This window comes from Rubeoparvulum massiliense (assembly GCF_001049895.1).
Lineage (GTDB): Bacteria > Bacillota > Bacilli > Rubeoparvulales > Rubeoparvulaceae > Rubeoparvulum > Rubeoparvulum massiliense.
The window spans coordinates 167,856-186,759 of sequence record NZ_CVPE01000006.1; the positions used below are offsets into that span (position 1 = coordinate 167,856).

18 protein-coding genes and 2 pseudogenes are annotated in these 18,904 nt (G+C 44.1%); 15 read left to right on the forward strand and 5 right to left on the reverse strand.

Going from position 1 to position 18,904, the window contains the following annotated elements; translation table 11 throughout:
* Positions 1–55 precede the first annotated feature (55 nt).
* Both BN1691_RS08600 and BN1691_RS08605 read left to right on the forward strand, forming a co-directional pair.
* Complete coding sequence (locus tag BN1691_RS08600) at positions 56–253, forward strand: transposon-encoded TnpW family protein (protein ID WP_048601845.1); 198 nt, start codon at positions 56–58, stop codon at positions 251–253.
* A complete protein-coding gene (locus BN1691_RS08605) occupies positions 222–1,853 on the forward strand; it encodes a DUF4368 domain-containing protein (RefSeq protein ID WP_452596193.1) in 1,632 nt (543 codons plus the stop codon). The genes BN1691_RS08600 and BN1691_RS08605 overlap by 32 nt, the downstream gene beginning before the upstream one ends.
* A gap of 74 nt (positions 1,854–1,927) precedes the next feature.
* Here the strand turns inward: BN1691_RS08605 and ftsW are convergent, their stop codons facing one another.
* Complete coding sequence (ftsW, locus tag BN1691_RS08610; protein ID WP_048601847.1) at positions 1,928–3,082, reverse strand: putative lipid II flippase FtsW; 1,155 nt, start codon at positions 3,080–3,082, stop codon at positions 1,928–1,930.
* A gap of 135 nt (positions 3,083–3,217) precedes the next feature.
* On the reverse strand, positions 3,218–3,565 hold the full coding sequence (locus tag BN1691_RS08615) for a YugN family protein (protein WP_048601848.1): 348 nt from the start codon (positions 3,563–3,565) through the stop codon (positions 3,218–3,220).
* Between the two features lie 235 nt (positions 3,566–3,800).
* Here BN1691_RS08615 and BN1691_RS08620 point away from each other — a divergent pair, with 235 nt between their 5' ends.
* The 5 genes from BN1691_RS08620 (at position 3,801) to BN1691_RS08640 (ending at position 7,687) form a co-directional block, all read left to right on the forward strand.
* Positions 3,801–5,009, forward strand: a complete 1,209-nt coding sequence (locus tag BN1691_RS08620; RefSeq protein ID WP_048601849.1) for an alanyl-tRNA editing protein — start codon at positions 3,801–3,803, stop codon at positions 5,007–5,009.
* 66 nt (positions 5,010–5,075) lie between these two features.
* Positions 5,076–5,510, forward strand: coding sequence for a CBS domain-containing protein (locus BN1691_RS08625; protein WP_048601850.1), 435 nt, complete (start codon positions 5,076–5,078; stop codon positions 5,508–5,510).
* Between the two features lie 166 nt (positions 5,511–5,676).
* Positions 5,677–6,204 (forward strand): GNAT family N-acetyltransferase, encoded by a 528-nt coding sequence (locus tag BN1691_RS08630; protein WP_048601851.1) that lies wholly within the window; start codon positions 5,677–5,679, stop codon positions 6,202–6,204.
* Positions 6,204–6,956, forward strand: coding sequence for a hypothetical protein (locus tag BN1691_RS08635; protein ID WP_048601852.1), 753 nt, complete (start codon positions 6,204–6,206; stop codon positions 6,954–6,956). The genes BN1691_RS08630 and BN1691_RS08635 overlap by 1 nt, the downstream gene beginning before the upstream one ends.
* Positions 6,957–6,991: 35 nt before the next feature.
* A complete protein-coding gene (locus BN1691_RS08640; protein WP_048601853.1) occupies positions 6,992–7,687 on the forward strand; it encodes an aspartate/glutamate racemase family protein in 696 nt (231 codons plus the stop codon).
* Positions 7,688–8,250: 563 nt separating this feature from the next.
* Here the strand turns inward: BN1691_RS08640 and BN1691_RS15020 are convergent.
* Positions 8,251–8,393: pseudogene (locus BN1691_RS15020) on the reverse strand (helix-turn-helix domain-containing protein); the annotation flags it as partial.
* Positions 8,394–8,404: 11 nt separating this feature from the next.
* Positions 8,405–8,589, reverse strand: a pseudogene (locus BN1691_RS15055) (transposase); the annotation flags it as partial.
* A gap of 903 nt (positions 8,590–9,492) precedes the next feature.
* Between BN1691_RS15055 and BN1691_RS08650 the strand changes: the two are divergent.
* From BN1691_RS08650 to BN1691_RS08660, 3 genes are all read left to right on the forward strand, one after another.
* Positions 9,493–11,076, forward strand: a complete 1,584-nt coding sequence (locus tag BN1691_RS08650) for a hypothetical protein (RefSeq protein WP_048601855.1) — start codon at positions 9,493–9,495, stop codon at positions 11,074–11,076.
* A 12-nt stretch (positions 11,077–11,088) separates the two neighbouring features.
* Positions 11,089–11,505 (forward strand): immunity 70 family protein, encoded by a 417-nt coding sequence (locus BN1691_RS08655; RefSeq protein ID WP_048601856.1) that lies wholly within the window; start codon positions 11,089–11,091, stop codon positions 11,503–11,505.
* Between the two features lie 177 nt (positions 11,506–11,682).
* On the forward strand, positions 11,683–12,444 hold the full coding sequence (locus BN1691_RS08660; RefSeq protein ID WP_390621640.1) for a sulfite exporter TauE/SafE family protein: 762 nt from the start codon (positions 11,683–11,685) through the stop codon (positions 12,442–12,444).
* A 61-nt stretch (positions 12,445–12,505) separates the two neighbouring features.
* Here the strand turns inward: BN1691_RS08660 and BN1691_RS08665 are convergent, their stop codons facing one another.
* Positions 12,506–13,252: a queuosine precursor transporter gene (locus BN1691_RS08665; RefSeq protein ID WP_048601857.1), complete on the reverse strand. Its 747-nt coding sequence runs from the start codon at positions 13,250–13,252 to the stop codon at positions 12,506–12,508.
* Between the two features lie 178 nt (positions 13,253–13,430).
* Between BN1691_RS08665 and BN1691_RS08670 the strand changes: the two genes are divergently transcribed.
* The 5 genes from BN1691_RS08670 to BN1691_RS08690 all read left to right on the forward strand — a co-directional run bounded on the left by BN1691_RS08670 (position 13,431) and on the right by BN1691_RS08690 (position 18,770).
* Complete coding sequence (locus tag BN1691_RS08670; protein ID WP_048601858.1) at positions 13,431–13,946, forward strand: YhjD family protein; 516 nt, start codon at positions 13,431–13,433, stop codon at positions 13,944–13,946.
* A 72-nt stretch (positions 13,947–14,018) separates the two neighbouring features.
* Positions 14,019–15,140, forward strand: a complete 1,122-nt coding sequence (locus tag BN1691_RS08675; protein WP_048601859.1) for a carbohydrate kinase — start codon at positions 14,019–14,021, stop codon at positions 15,138–15,140.
* Positions 15,141–15,175: 35 nt separating this feature from the next.
* Entirely contained in the window at positions 15,176–16,087 is a 912-nt protein-coding gene (locus BN1691_RS08680; protein ID WP_048601860.1) for a pseudouridine-5'-phosphate glycosidase, read from the forward strand.
* Between the two features lie 176 nt (positions 16,088–16,263).
* Positions 16,264–16,623 (forward strand): ArsR/SmtB family transcription factor, encoded by a 360-nt coding sequence (locus BN1691_RS08685; protein ID WP_315969543.1) that lies wholly within the window; start codon positions 16,264–16,266, stop codon positions 16,621–16,623.
* Positions 16,620–18,770 carry a heavy metal translocating P-type ATPase gene (locus tag BN1691_RS08690; protein WP_082147084.1) on the forward strand — a complete coding sequence of 717 codons (2,151 nt, stop codon included), beginning with the start codon at positions 16,620–16,622 and terminating at the stop codon, positions 18,768–18,770. The genes BN1691_RS08685 and BN1691_RS08690 overlap by 4 nt, the downstream gene beginning before the upstream one ends.
* The last annotated feature ends 134 nt before the right edge of the window (positions 18,771–18,904 follow it).

Below are 18,904 nucleotides of genomic sequence, written 5' to 3' on the forward strand. Positions count from 1 at the left end.
TCTTTATTTCGGCTCGGTGCCTGTTTCTTCAATACATCGGTCAGGAGGTTACGATATGGACAATCAGACGAATAGCCGCACAACCGAAACTGCTATCGGAGGTACGGTCTATGTGGTGGAATCACGGGTATGCGACACAGCAAAAGAAAGTGCATATTCCAAGCTGAAACGGCTGATTACAGTCAACGCAAAAAGTCTTTCAAAGTTATCAGATAGTTCATATAAACCCACGAAAATCAACATTAGCATTTGAAGAAGCGAAAATTACTGCTCTGTACTGCAGGCTTTCACGTGATGATGAGCTTGTAGGAGACAGCAACAGTATAGTAAACCAAAAGGCAATTCTAAAAAAATATGCTGAGGACAACGGTTTTCGCAACATCGAATTTTATGTGGATGATGGAGTCAGCGGAACAACTTTTGATAGACCAGACTTTAACCGCATGATTGCAGATGTTGAGTCTGGTAGAGTCGGAACGATTATCATTAAGGATATGTCACGTTTTGTCAGGGATTACCTCAAGGTAGGCTATTATACAGAGATTATGTTTCCTGAAGCAGATGTGCGATTCATTGCTATTAACAATGGTATTGATAGTGCAAACCAAACAGACAGTGACTTTATACCGTTTCTTAACATTATAAATGAATGGTACGCAAAGGATACTAGCAAGAAAATCCGTGCTGTGTTCAAATCCAAGGGACAGTCCGGTAAGCCACTCTGCACCAATCCACCTTACGGTTATATTAAAGACCCTGAAGATAAGTTGCACTGGATTATAGATGCGGAAGCCGCCGAGGTAATCAGAGATATTTTCCGACTGTGCATGGCTGGCTTTGGACCCACGCAGATAGCAAAGCAACTTGAAAAGCGATGTATTGATACGCCTACGGTTCATCTTCGTAAAATGGGTATTAACACTCCAGCAAGACCACCTGAAAACCCATATGCTTGGTCGGCTCGTACCGTAGCAGATATTCTGGCTAAAATGGAATATCTAGGTCACACGGTGAACTTCAAGACTTCTAAAAAGTCATATAAGAGCAAAGTCAAGATATTGAACAATCCAGAAGATTGGCTGGTTTTCAAAAATACCCATGAAGAAATTATCGATGCGGGCACTTGGGAAACGGTGCAGAAAATCAGGGATGGCAAGTGTAGACCATCACGATTAGGTGAAATGGGAATGCTTTCTGGCATGATGTTTTGTGTCGACTGTGGAGTAAAGCTGTATCAAGTTAGAGGCAAGGGATGGACACACGATAAGGAATACTTCGTTTGTGCTACTTACCACAAGAAAAAGGGTATGTGCAGTTCGCACCAGATACGCAATGTTGTAGTGGAACAACTTTTGCTGGAAGACTTAAGACGTGTAACCTCCTTTGCTAAAGAACATGAACAGGAATTCATCCGTATAGTTATGAATAATTCAGAAAAGGAACTTGCCAAAGAACTCCGCCAAAGTAAAAAGGAGTACGAACAAGCACAGACTCGTATTGCTGACATAGACAAAATCATTCAAAAGCTTTATGAGGACAATGTGATGGGCAAAATTCCCGAAGAGCGTTTTTACAAGATGTCGTCTGAATATGAAGCTGAGCAGAAAGCACTGGAAGAAAGGATAACCAAATTAAAGCATACTATTGATACAGCAAATGAACAGTCCCTCAATACCGACCGATTTTTGGCACTGGTTAAAAAGTACACAGAAATTACAGAACTGGATGCAGAGATTATCCGAGAGTTCATTGACAAAATTATCGTATTCAAGGCTGAAAAGGTAGATGGTCGCAGAACCCAGCGGATTCAAATTTTCTATAACTGCATTGGTGCTATCGACTTACCAAACTAAACGAAAAAACGGCATAGCCGTAAATCAACGACTATGCCGAATTTTTCAGGAATTATAAATCCCTATCTGACCGCTCAAAACGCTTGCTTTTTTTGTACCGATGTAGTTTTTGTCTCATCAATTTTTACGGCTCGTTGTCGTGATGCGTTAAGAAGAATACCTACTGCTGTCATGGTTACCAAAATCGAAGATCCACCATAGCTGATGAATGGTAGGGGTACACCGGTAATAGGGATTAATCCCACCACACCGCCGATATTGATGAAGGCTTGAATGGCAATGTAGAATACGAAGCCAATGCCCAACATTTGACAGAATAAGTCATCTGAACGATTGGCGATCTTCAAGGCACGCCAGATGAAAATAAGAAATAGCAGAATGACCAGACTAGTACCTAGGAATCCAAACTCTTCTCCGATAATGGAATAGATGAAATCCGTATGGGGGTGGGGAAGGTAGAGGGCTTTTTCAATACTACGAAAGAGTCCAACGCCTGTCCACTCGCCATGGGATAAGGCATAATAGGAGTGGATTAGCTGGTAACCATCACCTAGTCCATTTAACCCATCATTCCAAGGATCGCGGAACGAAAGAATCCGTTGCAATCGATAGCCTTCACTCAATGCAGCAGGGACAGCGACTAGTGCGATGGCCCCTACACCTCCGACCAGATGCTTGAATTGTACGCCACCTGTATAGAGCATGACGACGGCTATCCCGAAGAGAATGGCCGCTGTTCCATAGTCAGGCTGCAGAGCAATCACAGCGGAGAAGAGGATGATGGTTACTAATGGAGGAAGAAACCCATTCTTAAAGTCACGGATTCGCTCCTGCTTTTTGGAGATATACCCAGCGAGAAACAGAATAATCCCCAGCTTCGCAAATTCTGAAGGCTGGAGCTGTCCCAGATCCCCCAGCTTGATCCAGCTTTGTGCACCGTTGGCTTTTACCCCGAGACCAGGTACCCAGACAAGGAAAAGACCTAGGAAGGATAGAAGGGCTAAGAGATGGTAGTTCCGTTTGAAGAAGCCCATGGGGAGATTCATCATGAAGATCATACTGATGAAGCCAAGAGTGGCCCAAATGATCTGTTTCTTTAGGAACTGATTTTCATCACCATTATAGTAACCTACATAGTAACTGGCACTGCTCACCATAATAATGCCAATTCCTACAAGGATTAGAGTAAGGATTAAGAGAAAAAAGTCTGGGGTTCCGCGGCGCTTCATGAACGCGGTCCCTCCTTTAGCCATTTGTTAAATACATGTACAGTATACGTTTAAAGGAGGAACCTGTCCATTATCTTTTATTCACAAACTCCCACCTATAGAGGTGGGAGCAGATGGAGGGGATGTTGTTGGGCATTATGATTTAATCTTCTCCAATAATCGAGCCATGAGCTCTTCTGCGGTTTTTTGAATGGGTGCAGGGGGAACGGCTTCCTGGTCTAGACCATGTGGATAGTAATGGCGCTCAATGGTAGGCGTTAAAAGCTGTAGCTTTGCATTTTTATTCTCCAGCTTACCCTCTGTTACAACAGAACGAACGCGTAGGTAGTAAACCGCTTTGTTCTTCTCATCTGTCATTTTATAATCATAGGTCGCATGAGAATAATCCCAGCCACCACGAACAAAGCCAATGCTGGTCATCACATGCTCGATATCCTCGAATAGAAAGGTGTTCTGAGGGTATTGGATCTGCTCCAGTATCATTGTTTCTCCTCCTTATTTCTTTTTCTACAATATGTACATTCCATTACAATTTCTATCATAATATGTTTCACCTATAGTTTCAATGGAAATAGTGCAAAACAGTTTTGCTGACGAGTGCGATGGTGAACAGCTTCCTTTTCGCCAAGAAAAATATTTTGACTTGAAGGAAAGGGCGAGGCGAATGGACAATATGAATAGGAGAGTTATTTTTGAGACGAAGGGGAATGATGACAGCATGAAAACAAAACGCATCTATGAATTTGAACCATATCGCTTTCAAGAGACCTGCGAGGTTCTCTACTGTGAGCCCAAGGACGAGCATTGGGTGGTAATCCTAGATCGGACCATCTTCTATCCGACAGGTGGTGGGCAGCCCCATGATCTCGGCGAGCTAGGTAGCGCCCATGTGCTTGATGTCTATGAGGAAGAGGGCGTGGTTTACCATATCAGCGATGCTCCTTTTAGCGCAGGCGACCTCGTCCAAGCCACCGTGGATCGTCAGCGTCGAATCGATCATATGCAGCAGCATTCTGGTCAGCATATCCTTTCTGCTGCATTTGAAGAGTTGCTTGCAGCCCATACCTGCGGTTTTCACCTCGGTGAGGAGATGGTGACCATTGACCTTGCGATCTCTCAGCTGACAGCTGAGGATGCACAGCGGGTAGAGCAGTTGGCTAATGAAATCGTCATGGAGAATCGGGAGATCGATATTTCCTATATTCCACGTCAGCAGCTGCCAGACGATCTCGTAGAAAAGGCTAACACTACTGATGAATCCCTACGGATTGTTCGGATTGCTGGGGTGGATAGAGTCTCGCCTTGCTGTGGTACCCATCCTTTTCATACTGGTGAGGTAGGCTTAATTAAAATTGTGAAGTGGGAATCATATAAAGGAATGATTCGTCTCTACTTCCTCTGTGGGAAGCGGGCGCTTCAATATATCCAACAGTTAAGCGCAGAGGTAGATGAAACGGTGCGTTTTTTAAAAACCGATTGGACTCATCTGCGCGAACGTGTGGAACAGCTCCATAGCGATTGGCAAGAGAATAAACGGCAGGTTCGTCGCCTCTATGAAACATCTATTCGTATGGAGAGTGAACAGCTGGCATTGGAGCCAACGGAGCAATGGGGTCGCCTCTCATTGTATATCCTGCAATGGCTAGAGCGTCCCTTCCAAGAGGTGAAGGATCTCGCTAAGACCTTGATGGAACAGCCAGATCGTATCGTGCTTCTGGTGAGTGGGGAAGCGACTCAGCAGGTGATCGCAGGTCGCTCTAATAATGTTCAGCTCTCCATGAAGGACCTCTTGGCCCAGATCTTCCAACATATCGAAGGGAAGGGTGGTGGCTCTGCCAATTTTGCTCAAGGCACTGGTCGAGGTGAAGCGGTGGAGTTTTGGCTTCCACAGGTGAAGCGGTGGATGCAAGAGCAGCTTGAAGGCTAACCAGATCGTTACGCATGATTCTCCCCTTTTTTGGGTATGGTATCAGCATAGAAGGGAGGATGCATAATGCGTAAACTACGAGATATTATGACGAAGGATATTCAATATGTTACACCGCAGGATAATGTGTATGAAGCAGCTGTCCTCATGAAGGATTATAATATTGGGTCGGTTCCCATCATGGATAGCGACCGTCTGATCGGTGTTTTGACCGATCGGGATATTGCTGTACGGTGTACTGCTTCGAAGAAACCTGGTTCCACACAGGTGACAGATGTGATGAGCCGCAACGTGATTACAGGTCATCCGGATATGAGTGTAGATGAGGCCAGTAAGCTGATGGCGAGCTATCAGATTCGCCGCCTTCCTGTCGTGGAGCAAGGGCGTCTCGTTGGCTATGTTGCCCTTGGGGATTTAGCCGTCCATAATGATCATCGGGATGAAGCCAGCGATGCGCTCTCCGAAATCTCTGAGAGCTATCCACCGACATTTGAAATCTAAGGGGTCAGACCCCCACTACAGACCCCCACTACGTTAATGTGTTAACGTAGTGGGGGTCTTTTTTCTGCCTTCTTCTTTTTTGTGAACATTCTATGCTATGATATCTATAAAAGGGAATTAATGAATAAAAGTACCAAAGCAAACATACTGGGGTGGAGGAGCCTACATGGTTAATAGAATCTGGTTTGAAAAATTCAACTCAGATGGGGATTTTCCATACTATTTTAGTCTTGTTCATCATGAAGATGTGATGGCTATGATCACGAAACGGGCAATTCCTCTGAATGAAGCGAGAAAAAATTATGCTAGGTTACTAAAAACCAACAAGAAATACAACGATTTTGGATTCTTCAAGGTATTGGAATCCGATAGTAATCAATTCATCGGTTTAGCTAAGCTAGATAGAAATGAAAACAACTTGAATGAGGCGGAACTTGGCTACATGCTGCTGCCAGACTTCTGGGGTAAACGCTATGGAACGGAGATTGCACATTTAATGATCGAGAGAGCAGAAGAATTGAAGGTCTTACAGCGCATTACAGCAATCATCGATCCCAAAAATACCGCTTCGAGAAAGATCTTACTTCGTAATGGTTTTATCTTTGAGAAAGCATGTGAAATCAATGGCTTACAAGGTGAAATTTTTGTTAGGGAGTTAGGGGACTACCCCCCAATGAAGGGAGGTTCTTATTAATGAATTTAAAGAAAACAATGGTAATCCTTGTATCTTTTTTGTGTGGTGCTATTTTTTCCTATTTATTTTTTTCTGTGATGGATGGTAGAGAAACAGTGAACAATGGTCTTACAACAAGTGATCAATTAATCACCGATGACAATCCTTTAACAACAAGTGATCCATTAAATACCCATGCCGATAGCTTTACAAGACGTGATATATCAATCCTCCATGACGGTATGGAAGTTAAGGATCATGTTGAGAACGATGGTTTTAAAGCTGAAGAGATTATAAAGGATCTAAGGGTTGTCAATAAAGTACAGGAGCATTTTCAGGTAGATGGATATGTAAATATCATCGATGATCGAGACGATGTGGTTGGAGTACCCAAAAACATTGTTGATAAGAATGCTTCATACAATGAAGGTACTTATCCCATCCCTTCACGTCATTTTATTTATAAAAATATTGAGAATGGCATGGTAATTTTAATGAGTATAACACCATTAGATACAAACCAAAATGAATGGAAACATACCATTGGATATCTTTCTTACCATCATAATTCGTCTTCTCCAGAAAGTGACTTTAAAGAAACCTATAGTGATACTTTTCCTAACTCTAATGTCTATTTGTTTAATTTTATTCGTAACGGAAACAATTTTGCACTCGTTGGGATCGGTGATCATCAAGAGAACCTAGATACATTCATCCAACTAACTGAATTTACTAGGGAACTTGGTAGCTTCTTAGATAATGAGAATTTTTAGGGGACAGACCTCATATAAAAAAGGAGATGGAGAGCTTGAAAACAATTGGCTTACTAGGTGGAATGAGTTGGGAATCTTCATTGGAATATTATCGGATTATTAATGAAACGATGAAAAAAAGGATCGGGGAGGCTCATTCTGCAAAGTGTTTCATGTACTCCTTTGATTTCGCAGAAATTGAAGAGCTGCAGCATGCTGGGAAATGGACGGAGTTAACGGAACAGATGGTCAACACATCGGCAAAGATAAAAAATGCAGGCGCAGACTTTCTCGTCATCTGTACCAACACCATGCATATGATGGCGCCTGAAATAGAGGAAAGTGCCAAGATCAAAGTCCTACATATCGTTGATGTAACTGGAGAGAAGATCAATGAGAGCCAGATGAAAAGAGTTGCCTTATTGGGAACGAAATTTACAATGGAATCAGATTTTTATAAGCAACATTTAATTGAACGTTATGGAATCGATGTGATCATACCTGAGGAAGAGGATCGTGAGGCTGTTCATCAAATTATCTATGATGAGCTAGTAAAGGGGATTGTAACTGATGAATCCAAGGATAAGTATATTGCAATTATTGAGAGACTTGCTCAGCGAGGAGCAGAAGGCGTTATTTTAGGATGTACTGAAATCCCCTTACTAATTAAGCAGGAAGATGTAAGCATACCTGTTTTCGATACGACACAGCTTCATGCTGAAGCAGCTGTAGATTATGCTCTTCAGGATTAAAATGGCTCATGCCTTTTTCCACCATTCAATTCTATATCTGGTAATGGACTACCACAATAATAGCAGTAGTTTAGATTTTTTAAGGATTCACTGCATAGAGGTTTATCACATACAGGACAGCGCCAATAGTGATGTTTTATCACTATAGCAATAACTATGAAGATGATTCCAATGCCGTTTAAGAGAGCATACCATGGTTTGGATATGAGTGACCATATCATAAGAAAAAGTCCAATATACACACAGATGTAAGCTAATCGCCGATATCGTACTGCGGTCCTAAATTCTTCAACAATGTGCTTCTCTTCCATCATGATCCTCCTCATTATTGAACATCTCATGGCTAAAGCTACGAGATTCTTGGGTAGTCCGTTCTACTGAACAGAATTAGTACATGATGTACCACCAAGCTATCCCCGCATTTCCTGTGGTTCCTGCAAATACGCCAATCATAGTCTTTTGCCTTTGACAAGAATATTCAAACTTGTATTGACATCTCGATCCCATTCACGATGGCAAGAAGGAGACTTCACTAATCGCTTTGGCAAGTTTGTGATTCTTCATCTACCTGTTTCCTTGTATATTTCATTCCGCTTCGCTAAGAAGCGATTAAACACAAATCGACTGCAACCATTCGTTTTAGCGATTAAGCTTTCCTGTTCTTCGTGGGGTAGATACAGAAATTGTATGCTTTATTGACGAACATGGCTTTTCACCTCACTTTCTGTTTTTGATGTATTGTCGTATTTGTGTCTCCGTGTGTTCACTTCTGGTTGCCACAAAGTAAGAAGGATTCCCTTCCTATCGTTTCTTTTTTGCTAGGGGAACTCTTTCAATAGCAACCATGCCGAAATGCCCTTTAACGCTTTGATGATATTCGGAATGGTATTGGATAGAGTACATATATCCTCTGCTATGTTTAGCTTCTGTCATGTTATCCACCCCAATCATAATATAACATATATCAGATATTTTACAGGTTATTACCACTAAATATCAGAATTTTTTCTAATCACTAAGTTAATAGATGCTGGACAATTGACGTGTCAAAAGACACGCTTTGTCCGAAGCCGTTTCATCTCATGGTTAAAGCCACGAGTGTTCTCGGCTATTCCATAAAATAATATAAGGGGTCTTGATGACCTCGATGGGCACCACTTCATCATCAATAAACCTTTTTAGGATCGCTTGAAGTAATAATACATCATGAACTTTTTGAAATTCGTGATTTCAGAAAGTTTCTGAATGAGAGCAGAATAGGAGGCTTTAGGAAGAACTGGATACTTTAAAATAGCTACATTCAATCTGGAGGATTAAACCGTGTTGTAACCTTCTCCGCAAGTCTTTCACCGGGGGAATCCGTGCGATGATTCAGGCAATAAACAAGTATAACATCGTTTCTTTGTTGATTTCCATTGAAGCTTCATGGAGGGACTTTTTGGAGATCGTCTGAAGAATAGAGACCGTGTCCAGAATGGAAAAAATGCATCAAAACATCGGGGAAGTTCTGTGTCGAATAAATCTTATATCCCAAATAAGTCACCTTGTAATATAATGGTAATAAGGAGTTCTCCTCCAATCTCAGGGTTTTGGTTGCAATTAGTTTTTTCGAGATTTGAGGAATTACTCCTTGTTCTAGGCGTTAAAGCCTTGAAACTGTTGGGCATAAATTTATGAAAATGATTCATTTAATATCCTGACTATATTTTTATCCCATGCAAAGAAATATAGAAAAATAAAATAAAGAAGGATATTAATGGGTATATAAGATCCATTTAAAAAACCATATGCTACCATTAAAATAGATGGAAAAAGGCTACTTCTTATTCAATGATTTTCAAAGGAAGGAGGAACTTGTCATATCAACTTATTATCAGCGATTAATCTCGTATTTGATCCTCTTCTTTTTACTCTGTTTTTGGATAACAGTCCTAATTGCTCCTGCAGTATATAGCTCCAGTGGACCATTCTCTCCGGATGATTTCTCTTATCCAACCGATCTCAAACCTACATACTATCCTACACCCCAAGTAGTAGTCCCCAATGGTACCTCTGATGCAGGTACTGTTACACTTCCTACGATAGAAGTAGACTCCGTCCAACTAACAGCCTTGGAAATTGCATACCATAGTATAAGTGAAGTTGTATCTCATACTTTGGAGCAAATTAAGATCTATGCGCCAATTGGATGGGAACAAGGTTCCAAATGGTTCGCCGCTTTTGTAATTCAACCTACTACCTATCATTTCCACGTTCTCTATAATAGTAGAATAGATTCACTAGCATATTGGCATGCATTCTTCAATCTTACACTAATGCTTAGTACAATTGTACTAAGCACGATTGTTGCTAGGCAGATCGGAGGCCAATATGTTGCTTCATCCATGCTATGGAATAGTCTCCAATATGGTCGCTTCAGTATTGGAATACTTCCAGTAACAACTACAACCACCTCCCGATTGATTTCTTCTAGTTGGATAGGCGGATGGATAAGGGGTAAACTCCCCATCCGAGAGGCTTTTGCCAGTAGGTTTTGGAAAGGAAGAAAGAGCAAGACTTCGGTGATAAATGCTTCTTCTGTTATGAGAGTAAGGCCACAACAGTTAGGAGTCATTAGAAATCCATTGACAGGGAATCAGCCACGTTCTTTACAGTCAAAACCAGGTACGATACGATATGCTCAAGTAAATAAGTACCTAAAAAACAAATTACTTGAGGGGAAAGGGTATCGAGGTGGTGGAGGCTTTTCATTTCGGGGCGAGTTTCGTCAACAGATCGATGCTCCGAGATCAAGTCCCCCTGCATCTGCGAATCGTGGAAATACATCGAGTTCTTCTAGTTCAGGAAGTAGATCTACGTCAGGATCGATTCGAGGGAATAAGTTTCAATTGCCTAAAAACTATAAGGAATACATCAAAGCTGTTGAAAATATGGGTCCAATCTATCGCATCACTAGAGAGCGTTTAAAACTGCCCAGTTCATCCTCCTCTCAGGGAACGAAAGGGAAGGGTGAAACTAGACCTACCTGGAAACAGTCCGAAAAGGATGTGGCCAAGGAATATCCAGGCTATAAAGAACAGCAATCTTTTAAAGGCGGGGAGTCAGTGCAACATGGTACGAGGGGAAGTTCGAGGCCAGATCTTTATATTAAGGGTCATAGTATTGAGGTCAAAAATTATAATGTGACAACTACCTCAGGTCGAAGCAATTTGGTAAATAACGTATCTAATCAAGTGAATAAAAGAGTAAGTGATTTGCCTATAGGTACAAAACAAACTGTAATTATTGATGTTAGAGGACAAAACGTTAGTAGACAGATATTACGAGAGATTAAGTTAGCAATAAATAACAAGACAAATGGAATAGCCAACATTATTTTTAAACAGTAGGATGTGAATAAGATGGCAGTAGGTTTTTTAGTAGATTGCTTTTTTTATGAGGTTGGGAGAGGTGATTTTCTTCATTCATTTTTCTCAACAATTTCTTACCACTTAGAGACGGAAGGATGGGGAACGAAATACCCCTATTTATTAAAAAGGCTATACAGGGATAAACTTTCATGGCTTGATGTAGGCAAGGCGCGTGAAGAATTAAGAGATATTGAACGCCAATTGCAAGTGATGAGTCCAGATAAAGTAATATGGGACATTGATGATTTATCTCAAAAGCCTCCTTGGGGAGAAAATATTAGTCCAAAAGTAACAAATCTCGCAAACTATTTTGCTTCAAGTGATGGGAGAACTTTTTTTGAGTTACTATATGCTGCTTTTCAGGTTGCGGAAGAGGATAGGTGTGATATTATTATTCACCAGGTATAAGGGGTCAGTCCCCCAGTGCGTTAAAGCGACGGGGGACTGACCCCTATGTAATTATATCAACCTTGTGAAATTAGGAACAAAACAGTTCCATCTCACAGTAAAAGTTGTTAAGATATGTTGGGTCGATTTGAACAGGTAGATATTATCAGACAACATGAGTTGTTTTGCAGAAAAAAGGTGAAATCCTTGGATTCATTGTTTATCATACTATTAGTGATTGGGACGATCTCCTCATTTATTGGAACCTTAGCAGGTGGAGGTGGTCTAATCACTCTACCAGCCATGATGCTTGTAGGCATTCCTATCCATACAGGCATTGCTACGAATAAGTTTTCTTCAGCCTTTGCTGCATTAACCAGTGTCTCCTATTTACTCAAAGAGAAGCAGCTAACAGCTAAGGCCATTGGCTTTCTCGTCATGGTAGCTGCATTTGGAGGATTATTCGGCGCACTCATTACTGCCAGCATTGCAGAAAAGGCCATGAATATTGTTGCCTTTATCCTTCTGCTTTTTGCCTTAGTTTTTACATTAGCCAATCGCAAATTGGGTGAGGTAGAGCAGAAGGAGAGTATGCCCCCTAGTTTTATCTCGAAAACGATGCCATTCTTGATCGCAACCTATGATGGTGGCTTCGGTCCCGGTTCATCTACATTTGGTATTCTCCACTATATGAATCAGCGAAGCACCTATATAAAAGCGGTTCAATTAACCAGGGTTCTCACCCTAGGTAGTAGCATCGGTGCCTTTCTTGTTTTTTATCAGACAGGCTATGTGAATTGGCATCATGCCATCGCCATGGCCATCGGCTCCGCACTAGGCTCCCAGCTAGGGTTGCTACTAGTGCCAAAGATTCCGCTCCGCTATGCGAAAGTGTTATTACTAACCATCATGTTTTTACTGGTGGGAGAAGTGTTATATAAGATTCTGCAAGTGGTATAAAAAGGGGTCAGTCCCCCACTGCGTTAAAGCTTTAACGTGGTGGGGGACTGACCCCTTATTGTTATTGATATTCTTCCCTAGGTTGAAACTCCTCTTGAAAGGTCTGTCCCCGTCGAAATAGATTGCGAGCGAGGTAGACAAAGGGTGTATCCAGTAAGGCCACGAACCACTTAATCACATAGGTGGTGATAATAATATCGATGAAGACGTCGGTAGGATAGACGCCGATAAAAGCAACGGTGGTAAAAACCAAGGTATCAATGAGCTGGCTGATCATGGTGCTACCATTGTTACGAAGCCAGAGGTAGCGGTCGCCGGGGAAGTGCTCACGCCACTTCTCAAAGGCCCAGATATCGAAGCGCTGACTGATCAAGTAAGCTAGTAGACTGGCGATCACGATCCTTGGCATAAAGCCAAAGATGGTCAGCAATGACTCATGGGCAAAGTCATCGGCTGCTGGGATAAACCAGAGGACAATCTGCATAATAATCATCGTAGAGAGCAAGGTAAAAAAGCCCACCTGTACGCCCTTGGCTGCAGCCTTCTTGCCATAGATTTCGGACAGAATATCGGTGGCTAAGTAGCTGGTTCCATAGACGATATTCCCCAATGTGGCCACCACGAAGAAAAAGTCCACTGTTTTGACCACCTGAAGATTAGCAATGATGGCCGCGATGGCAATCCAAAAATAAAGCCCTGTCTTTCCAAACCATTTAAATGCAAGAATAATGGCGGAAAAATTGACAATGAGAAGTATGAACCAATAGAGCACATTGGCATACTCCGGAGAAAAATGAAGCGGATTCAATTGTATCGACTCCTTATACCGTAGTTTTGTTTTAGGACAGGATATTGCGAACTGTCCGTGTAGATCACAAGGACATATTATACCATAGCATGGTGTATTCGTCTTGATGATTTTATGGAAAAAGAACACGTGTTCGCAAATCGTTACATATTAACGTATAATATAAGGAAATGAGACTGTGCTTTTACCTCTAAAGGTGAAGTATTCGCAGAGCTACACTGGTTGCTACTCTCACGAAGCGCAAGCAGAAGATAAAGGGGTGAATCCTCCGATGGTGGAGAATGATGGTGTATTATATTTTCCTGCTGAGTACGAAGCGTTTGTTCAGCTCGTTCGCCAACAGGTGGTGCTTCAGCTCCTTTGGCGAATGGTCATCTATGATCAAGAAAGGCTAAAAGCAGAGACGGAGCAGACCATCAAGGCAGCTCGGATTTTTCATGCCTATCTCCAAGCGGTGGAGCCGAAAATTATCGAGAATGTGAAGCAGGTGAAGCGTGATCTCCGCCAATTAGGTGGTCAAATCCTCCAAGAGAAGCAGGAGAAGCATGTTCGCGTCGTGGAAGCGCGCTTTCGAGGTTTTATTTATACCCAGCATTTTCATAATGTATTCCTCAAAACCTTATGTGAACAAGAATTATTGGCTTATCTCGGCGATGTAGACGGAAGTTTGTTGATGAAACAAATGTTTGTATAGAGCTCGCTTTTGTGATAAAATGTAAAAAGAAATTGTGAAAAAGAGTACAGGAATTGAACGTGAGGTGGAACGATGACAGAGAAAGAGCGACAAATATTACAGATCATTAAGGAACAGCCTTTTTTATCACAGGCGGAGCTCGCTGAACGGTGTGGCTTATCACGGTCAGCTGTGGCAGGCTATATTTCACAATTGATGAAAAAGGGTGAGATTATTGGACGTGCCTATATTCTCCGTGAGCATGCTCCCATTACCTGCATCGGGGGCGCTAATGTGGACTGGAAGGCGCAGGCCCTCGATCCCTTTGAAATGTATACATCCAATCCAGGCAAGGTGGATAAATCTACCGGCGGTGTGGCACGTAATATGGCGGAGAATTTAGCCCGCTTAGGGGTAGAGGTGCAGTTGGTTAGTATCGTCGGTCGTGATGAAGAAGGGGAATGGCTCCGTGAGCAAACAGCAGCCAATGGTGTGGATGTCCATGGCATTATTCAGTCCGTCACATCGCGGACAGGCAGTTACATGGCTGTCATCAATGGTGCAGGTGAGATGGTGACCGCCATTGCCGATATGGGAATTTATGATGAGCTGACACCGGATCAGCTCTCCCATCTTCAAGCGCGTCTTGCCAAGTCAGACTGGCATGTGCTAGACACCAACATCCCTAAAGAGACCATTGAATCCCATATCAAGTTTGTGAAGGAGCGGGGAGGTAAGGTGGTCGTTGATCCTGTCTCCAATGTGAAGGCCATGAAGCTGCGGGATACGCTTTCCCTCATCGATGTCTTTGTTCCTAATCGCTATGAAGCAGCGGCCTTAACTGGAATTGATACATCCACGCTGGATGGCTGCATCGATGCAGTGCAGTATTTCCGCCAGCTGGGGGTAGAGCTGCCGATAATCACCATGGCGGAGCAAGGTGTGCTCTTTGCCAATTACGATGGGATCTTCCAAGTGACATGTAACCCAGTGCCTGTAAAGGACGTAACGGGTGCAGGTGATGCCTTTGCCGCAGGCTTAATCTACGCACTTCATCAAGGTGAGGAAGACCTGATGGCGATCCAATGTGGCATGAATACGGCCAATATCACCATTCAATCCAGTCAGACCGTCGCCCCAGAGATGTCCTTGGATACCATGCGGCGCGAGTTGAAGCAGACTGAGTTTCATGTGAAGCGCTTGTCTAAACGTTAACAGCAAAGAATAACTAGAGAAAGGGGTCATAGCACATGAAAGAGTACATGGTGATTCATCCAGAAGTTGCAGCAGCATTAGCAGCTCATCAACCAGTCGTCGCATTAGAGTCAACGATTATTTCCCATGGGATGCCCTATCCCGATAATGTGGAGACGGCATTGGCTGTGGAGGAGGTCATCCGTCAGCAGGGTGTTGTTCCTGCTACCATCGCAATCCTACAGGGGAAGATCCATATTGGCTTGACGAAGGACGAAATTGAATACTTAGGTAAGGCAACCGGCGTACGCAAGGTGAGCCGTCGCGATTTCCCTGTGGTCTTGGCGAAGGGCTTAGACGGTGCTACCACAGTGGCTGCCACCATGATCTGTGCAGAGCGAGCAGGTATTCCTGTCTTCGTTACAGGAGGAATCGGTGGTGTACATCGGGGCGCAGAAACCACCATGGATATCTCCGCCGATTTACAAGAGCTAGCTCATACCAATGTGGCAGTAGTCTGTGCAGGGGCCAAGTCCATCCTCGATCTGGGCTTAACCCTAGAATACCTAGAAACATTCGGCGTTCCAGTGGTTGGCTATCAAACCGAGGACTTTCCTGCCTTCTTTACACGGAAGAGCGGCTACGGTGTAGATGTAAGCGCAGAGAATCCTGAGGATGTGGCAAAAATGATGAAGGCCAAATGGGATCTTCAGCTCCATGGTGGGATGGTCATCGCCAACCCCATTCCGGAAGCAGATGCCATGTCCAATGAGGAGATGGAAGGGATTATTCAGCAAGCGCTACAGCGTGCTGAAGCCGAAGGGATTAAAGGGAAGCGAGTTACCCCCTTCCTCCTCTCAGAAGTGAAGGAGGCCACCCATGGGCGGAGCCTCGTGGCCAATATTGCTCTGGTGAAGCATAATGCAGTGGTAGGGGCGGCTATTGCCAAGGCCTATGCGGCTCTCTAGTATGGAGGCAGAGCTGTTCTAGGTGGAGTATGGCTGTTGGTACTTCGATAAAAATCGGATTGATCGAGTTAAAAAGGTGGCGGTAAATGGAACCGTCACCTTTTTTTCATTGTCAACAAGAGTTATTTGGCGTACAATACATTCAAACAGACATTTGAATGTAAGGGATGATGATGATGGTAGCAGATCGCTGTGATATCTATCAATTTGATAAAAATAAAGTGGAGCATAGTCAAACAGCATTGGCCCAAATTCCTGCAGAGGGGATGGTGGCCATCTTTAAGGCGTTGGCCGATGCCACAAGGATGAAGGTAGCCTATGCACTCAGTATTGAAGCGGAGCTCTGCGTCTGTGATGTAGCCAATATTATCGGTGCCTCCACTGCCACGGCCTCTCATCATCTGCGCTATCTCTTAAAGCGCCAGGTGGTAAAATTTCGTCGCGATGGGAAGATGGTCTATTACTCCTTAAAGGATGAACATGTGAAGCAGCTCTTAGAAATCGCCTACCTCCATGCAAAGGAGGAACAACGATGAGCTCAGAAGCGATGAAGCAAGTTTGGCGTGTACAGGGTTACTCCTGAGCAGACTGTGCTGCTCAGTTTGAGCAGAATGTGAAGAGGATTCCAGGTGTTGTCGATGCGAAAGTGAACTTTGCTGCAGCGAAAATAACTGTCTGGGGTGAGGTTAGTCGTGAAGCAGTGGAGGAAGCTGGTGCCTTTGAAAGCTTAAAACTGATGGAGGAGCAGGCCACCTTCACTGACCAGAAGGTTCCTATTTGGAAACGTCCTACCTTCTACCAGGTGGTGGGGAGTGGACTCTCGCTCATCCTAGGTTGGTGGACACTGCTTACTGATGTGGAGGAAATCTGGCCTACCTTCTTCTTCGTCTTTACCATTATTTTGGGCGGATATGCGCTAATTTGGCGCGGGTTAACGAACCTGACACGCCTCCGCTTTGACATGAGTACATTGATGACGGTTGCTATTCTTGGTGCTGGTGCATTAGGAGAATGGGGAGAAGGAGCGACCCTCGTCTTTCTCTTTGCCATCAGTGAATGGCTTGAGCGTATCTCCATGGATCAGGCCCGCTCCTCGTTGCGTAATCTACTGGAGTTGGTGCCACCCGTTGCCCAAGTGATACAAGGAGATGAAGTGATTGCTACCCCTGTTGCGGAAGTGCACCCTGGCGCACGCTTATTAGTTCGTCCAGGGGAACAGATTCCCCTAGATGGCATCGTTGTGAAAGGTCTCTCAGCGGTGAATCAAGCGGCCATTACAGGGGAAGCGGTTCCAGAGCAGAAGCAGCCTGGCGATCCAGTCTATGCTGGTACCTTGAATGGTGATGGCTTGCTCGAGGTAGAAGTGACGAAGGAAGCAGAGGAGAGCACCTTAGCCCAGGTGATTCAGCTAGTAGAAGAAGCACAGGAGAAGAAGGCACCTGCTCAACAGCTGGTAGATCGCTTTGCCCGCTATTATACCCCCTTGATTATCGCCATCGCTGGGGCGGTAGCCATTCTGCCTCCACTCTTGGTAGGTCAGGATTGGCAGGCTTGGATCTACCGTGGTCTAGCCATTCTCGTGGTAGGCTGCCCTTGCGCCTTAGTGATTTCTACACCGGTTGCCATCGTCACAGCTGTTGGCAATGCAGCACGTAATGGTGTACTCATTAAAGGCGGTGCCTATCTTGAAGAGGTGGGGCGACTCACCACCATCGCCTTCGATAAAACAGGCACCCTAACCCAAGGTAAGCCGCAGGTTACCGATGTGATTCCCCTTGCCGCAGGAGTGGGAGGATCTGATCTACTTCTCCTTGCCCATCAGCTAGAGGAAGGCTCCAATCATCCATTGGCCACAGCCATTCATCAAGCGGTGGAGGATGGCAAGCTAAAGGGATCCCCACAACGAGAGCTCATGGAATTTCGAAATCTCCCTGGGAAAGGGATTACCGCCACCATTGCAGGGAAGTCGTACCGCTTGGGACAGAGTAATTGGCTGCTTTATGAGGAGAAGGTACAATATACGCCTGTCGTGGAGGAATGGATTGAACGCCTTGAGCAGGCAGGCAAAACGGTGATGCTCTTAGCTGATGAGGGGCAGATTCTTGGAGTCCTTGCAGCACGTGATGAGCTACGGCCAGAGATCCCCCATGTGGTTCGGACTTTGAAGGAGCTGGGCTTGAAGCATACGGTGATGCTAACAGGGGATCATCAACAAACAGCCGTAACCTTGGGAGCTGAAGCAGGCATCGATCAGGTTCAAGCACAGCTCTTACCAGAGGAGAAGCTACGCTATATTGAGGAACTTGCTCAGCAGGAGCGCGTTGCCATGGTAGGCGATGGCATCAATGATGCGCCGGCGCTGGCTCGCGCCCATGTAGGTATCGCTATGGGTGGCATTGGTACTGCTGCTGCCATGGAATCGGCACAGATCATTTTGATGGCTGATGATTTACAAAAGCTGCCCTTTACCGTTCGCTTAAGCAGAAGAACCCTGCGGATTATTCGCGAGAATATTACAGTGGCGTTGGGATTAAAGCTATTCGCACTCATCTTGATCATCCCAGGTTGGCTGACACTCTGGATGGCCATTTTTGCCGATATGGGGGCTACCTTATTGGTGACATTGAATGCATTGCGTCTGCTCCGTGTGAAGAACCACGAAGTGTGCAGAACTGCTGAGTAGGAGAAAGTGAAGAAACTTCATATCATAAAACAACGAAGACGGCACTGTTTCTCCCTTAAAAATAGAGAAACAGCGCCGTTTAGTTTATCTGATCCTACTCTTCGTTATTTTGAACATGGTTGTTTTGAACACGA

Bases quoted from the DNA above. Each gene is read 5' to 3' on its own strand.
- BN1691_RS08600 (WP_048601845.1), top strand. From the start codon at position 56: ATGGACAATCAGACGAATAGCCGCACAACCGAAACTGCTATCGGAGGT.
- ftsW (WP_048601847.1), bottom strand. From the start codon at position 3,082: ATGAAGCGCCGCGGAACCCCAGACTTTTTTCTCTTAATCCTTACTCTA.
- BN1691_RS08615 (WP_048601848.1), bottom strand. From the start codon at position 3,565: ATGATACTGGAGCAGATCCAATACCCTCAGAACACCTTTCTATTCGAG.
- BN1691_RS08620 (WP_048601849.1), top strand. From the start codon at position 3,801: ATGAAAACAAAACGCATCTATGAATTTGAACCATATCGCTTTCAAGAG.
- BN1691_RS08625 (WP_048601850.1), top strand. From the start codon at position 5,076: ATGCGTAAACTACGAGATATTATGACGAAGGATATTCAATATGTTACA.
- BN1691_RS08630 (WP_048601851.1), top strand. From the start codon at position 5,677: ATGGTTAATAGAATCTGGTTTGAAAAATTCAACTCAGATGGGGATTTT.
- BN1691_RS08635 (WP_048601852.1), top strand. From the start codon at position 6,204: ATGAATTTAAAGAAAACAATGGTAATCCTTGTATCTTTTTTGTGTGGT.
- BN1691_RS08650 (WP_048601855.1), top strand. From the start codon at position 9,493: ATGGAAAAAGGCTACTTCTTATTCAATGATTTTCAAAGGAAGGAGGAA.
- BN1691_RS08655 (WP_048601856.1), top strand. From the start codon at position 11,089: ATGGCAGTAGGTTTTTTAGTAGATTGCTTTTTTTATGAGGTTGGGAGA.
- BN1691_RS08675 (WP_048601859.1), top strand. From the start codon at position 14,019: ATGACAGAGAAAGAGCGACAAATATTACAGATCATTAAGGAACAGCCT.
- BN1691_RS08680 (WP_048601860.1), top strand. From the start codon at position 15,176: ATGAAAGAGTACATGGTGATTCATCCAGAAGTTGCAGCAGCATTAGCA.
- BN1691_RS08685 (WP_315969543.1), top strand. From the start codon at position 16,264: ATGGTAGCAGATCGCTGTGATATCTATCAATTTGATAAAAATAAAGTG.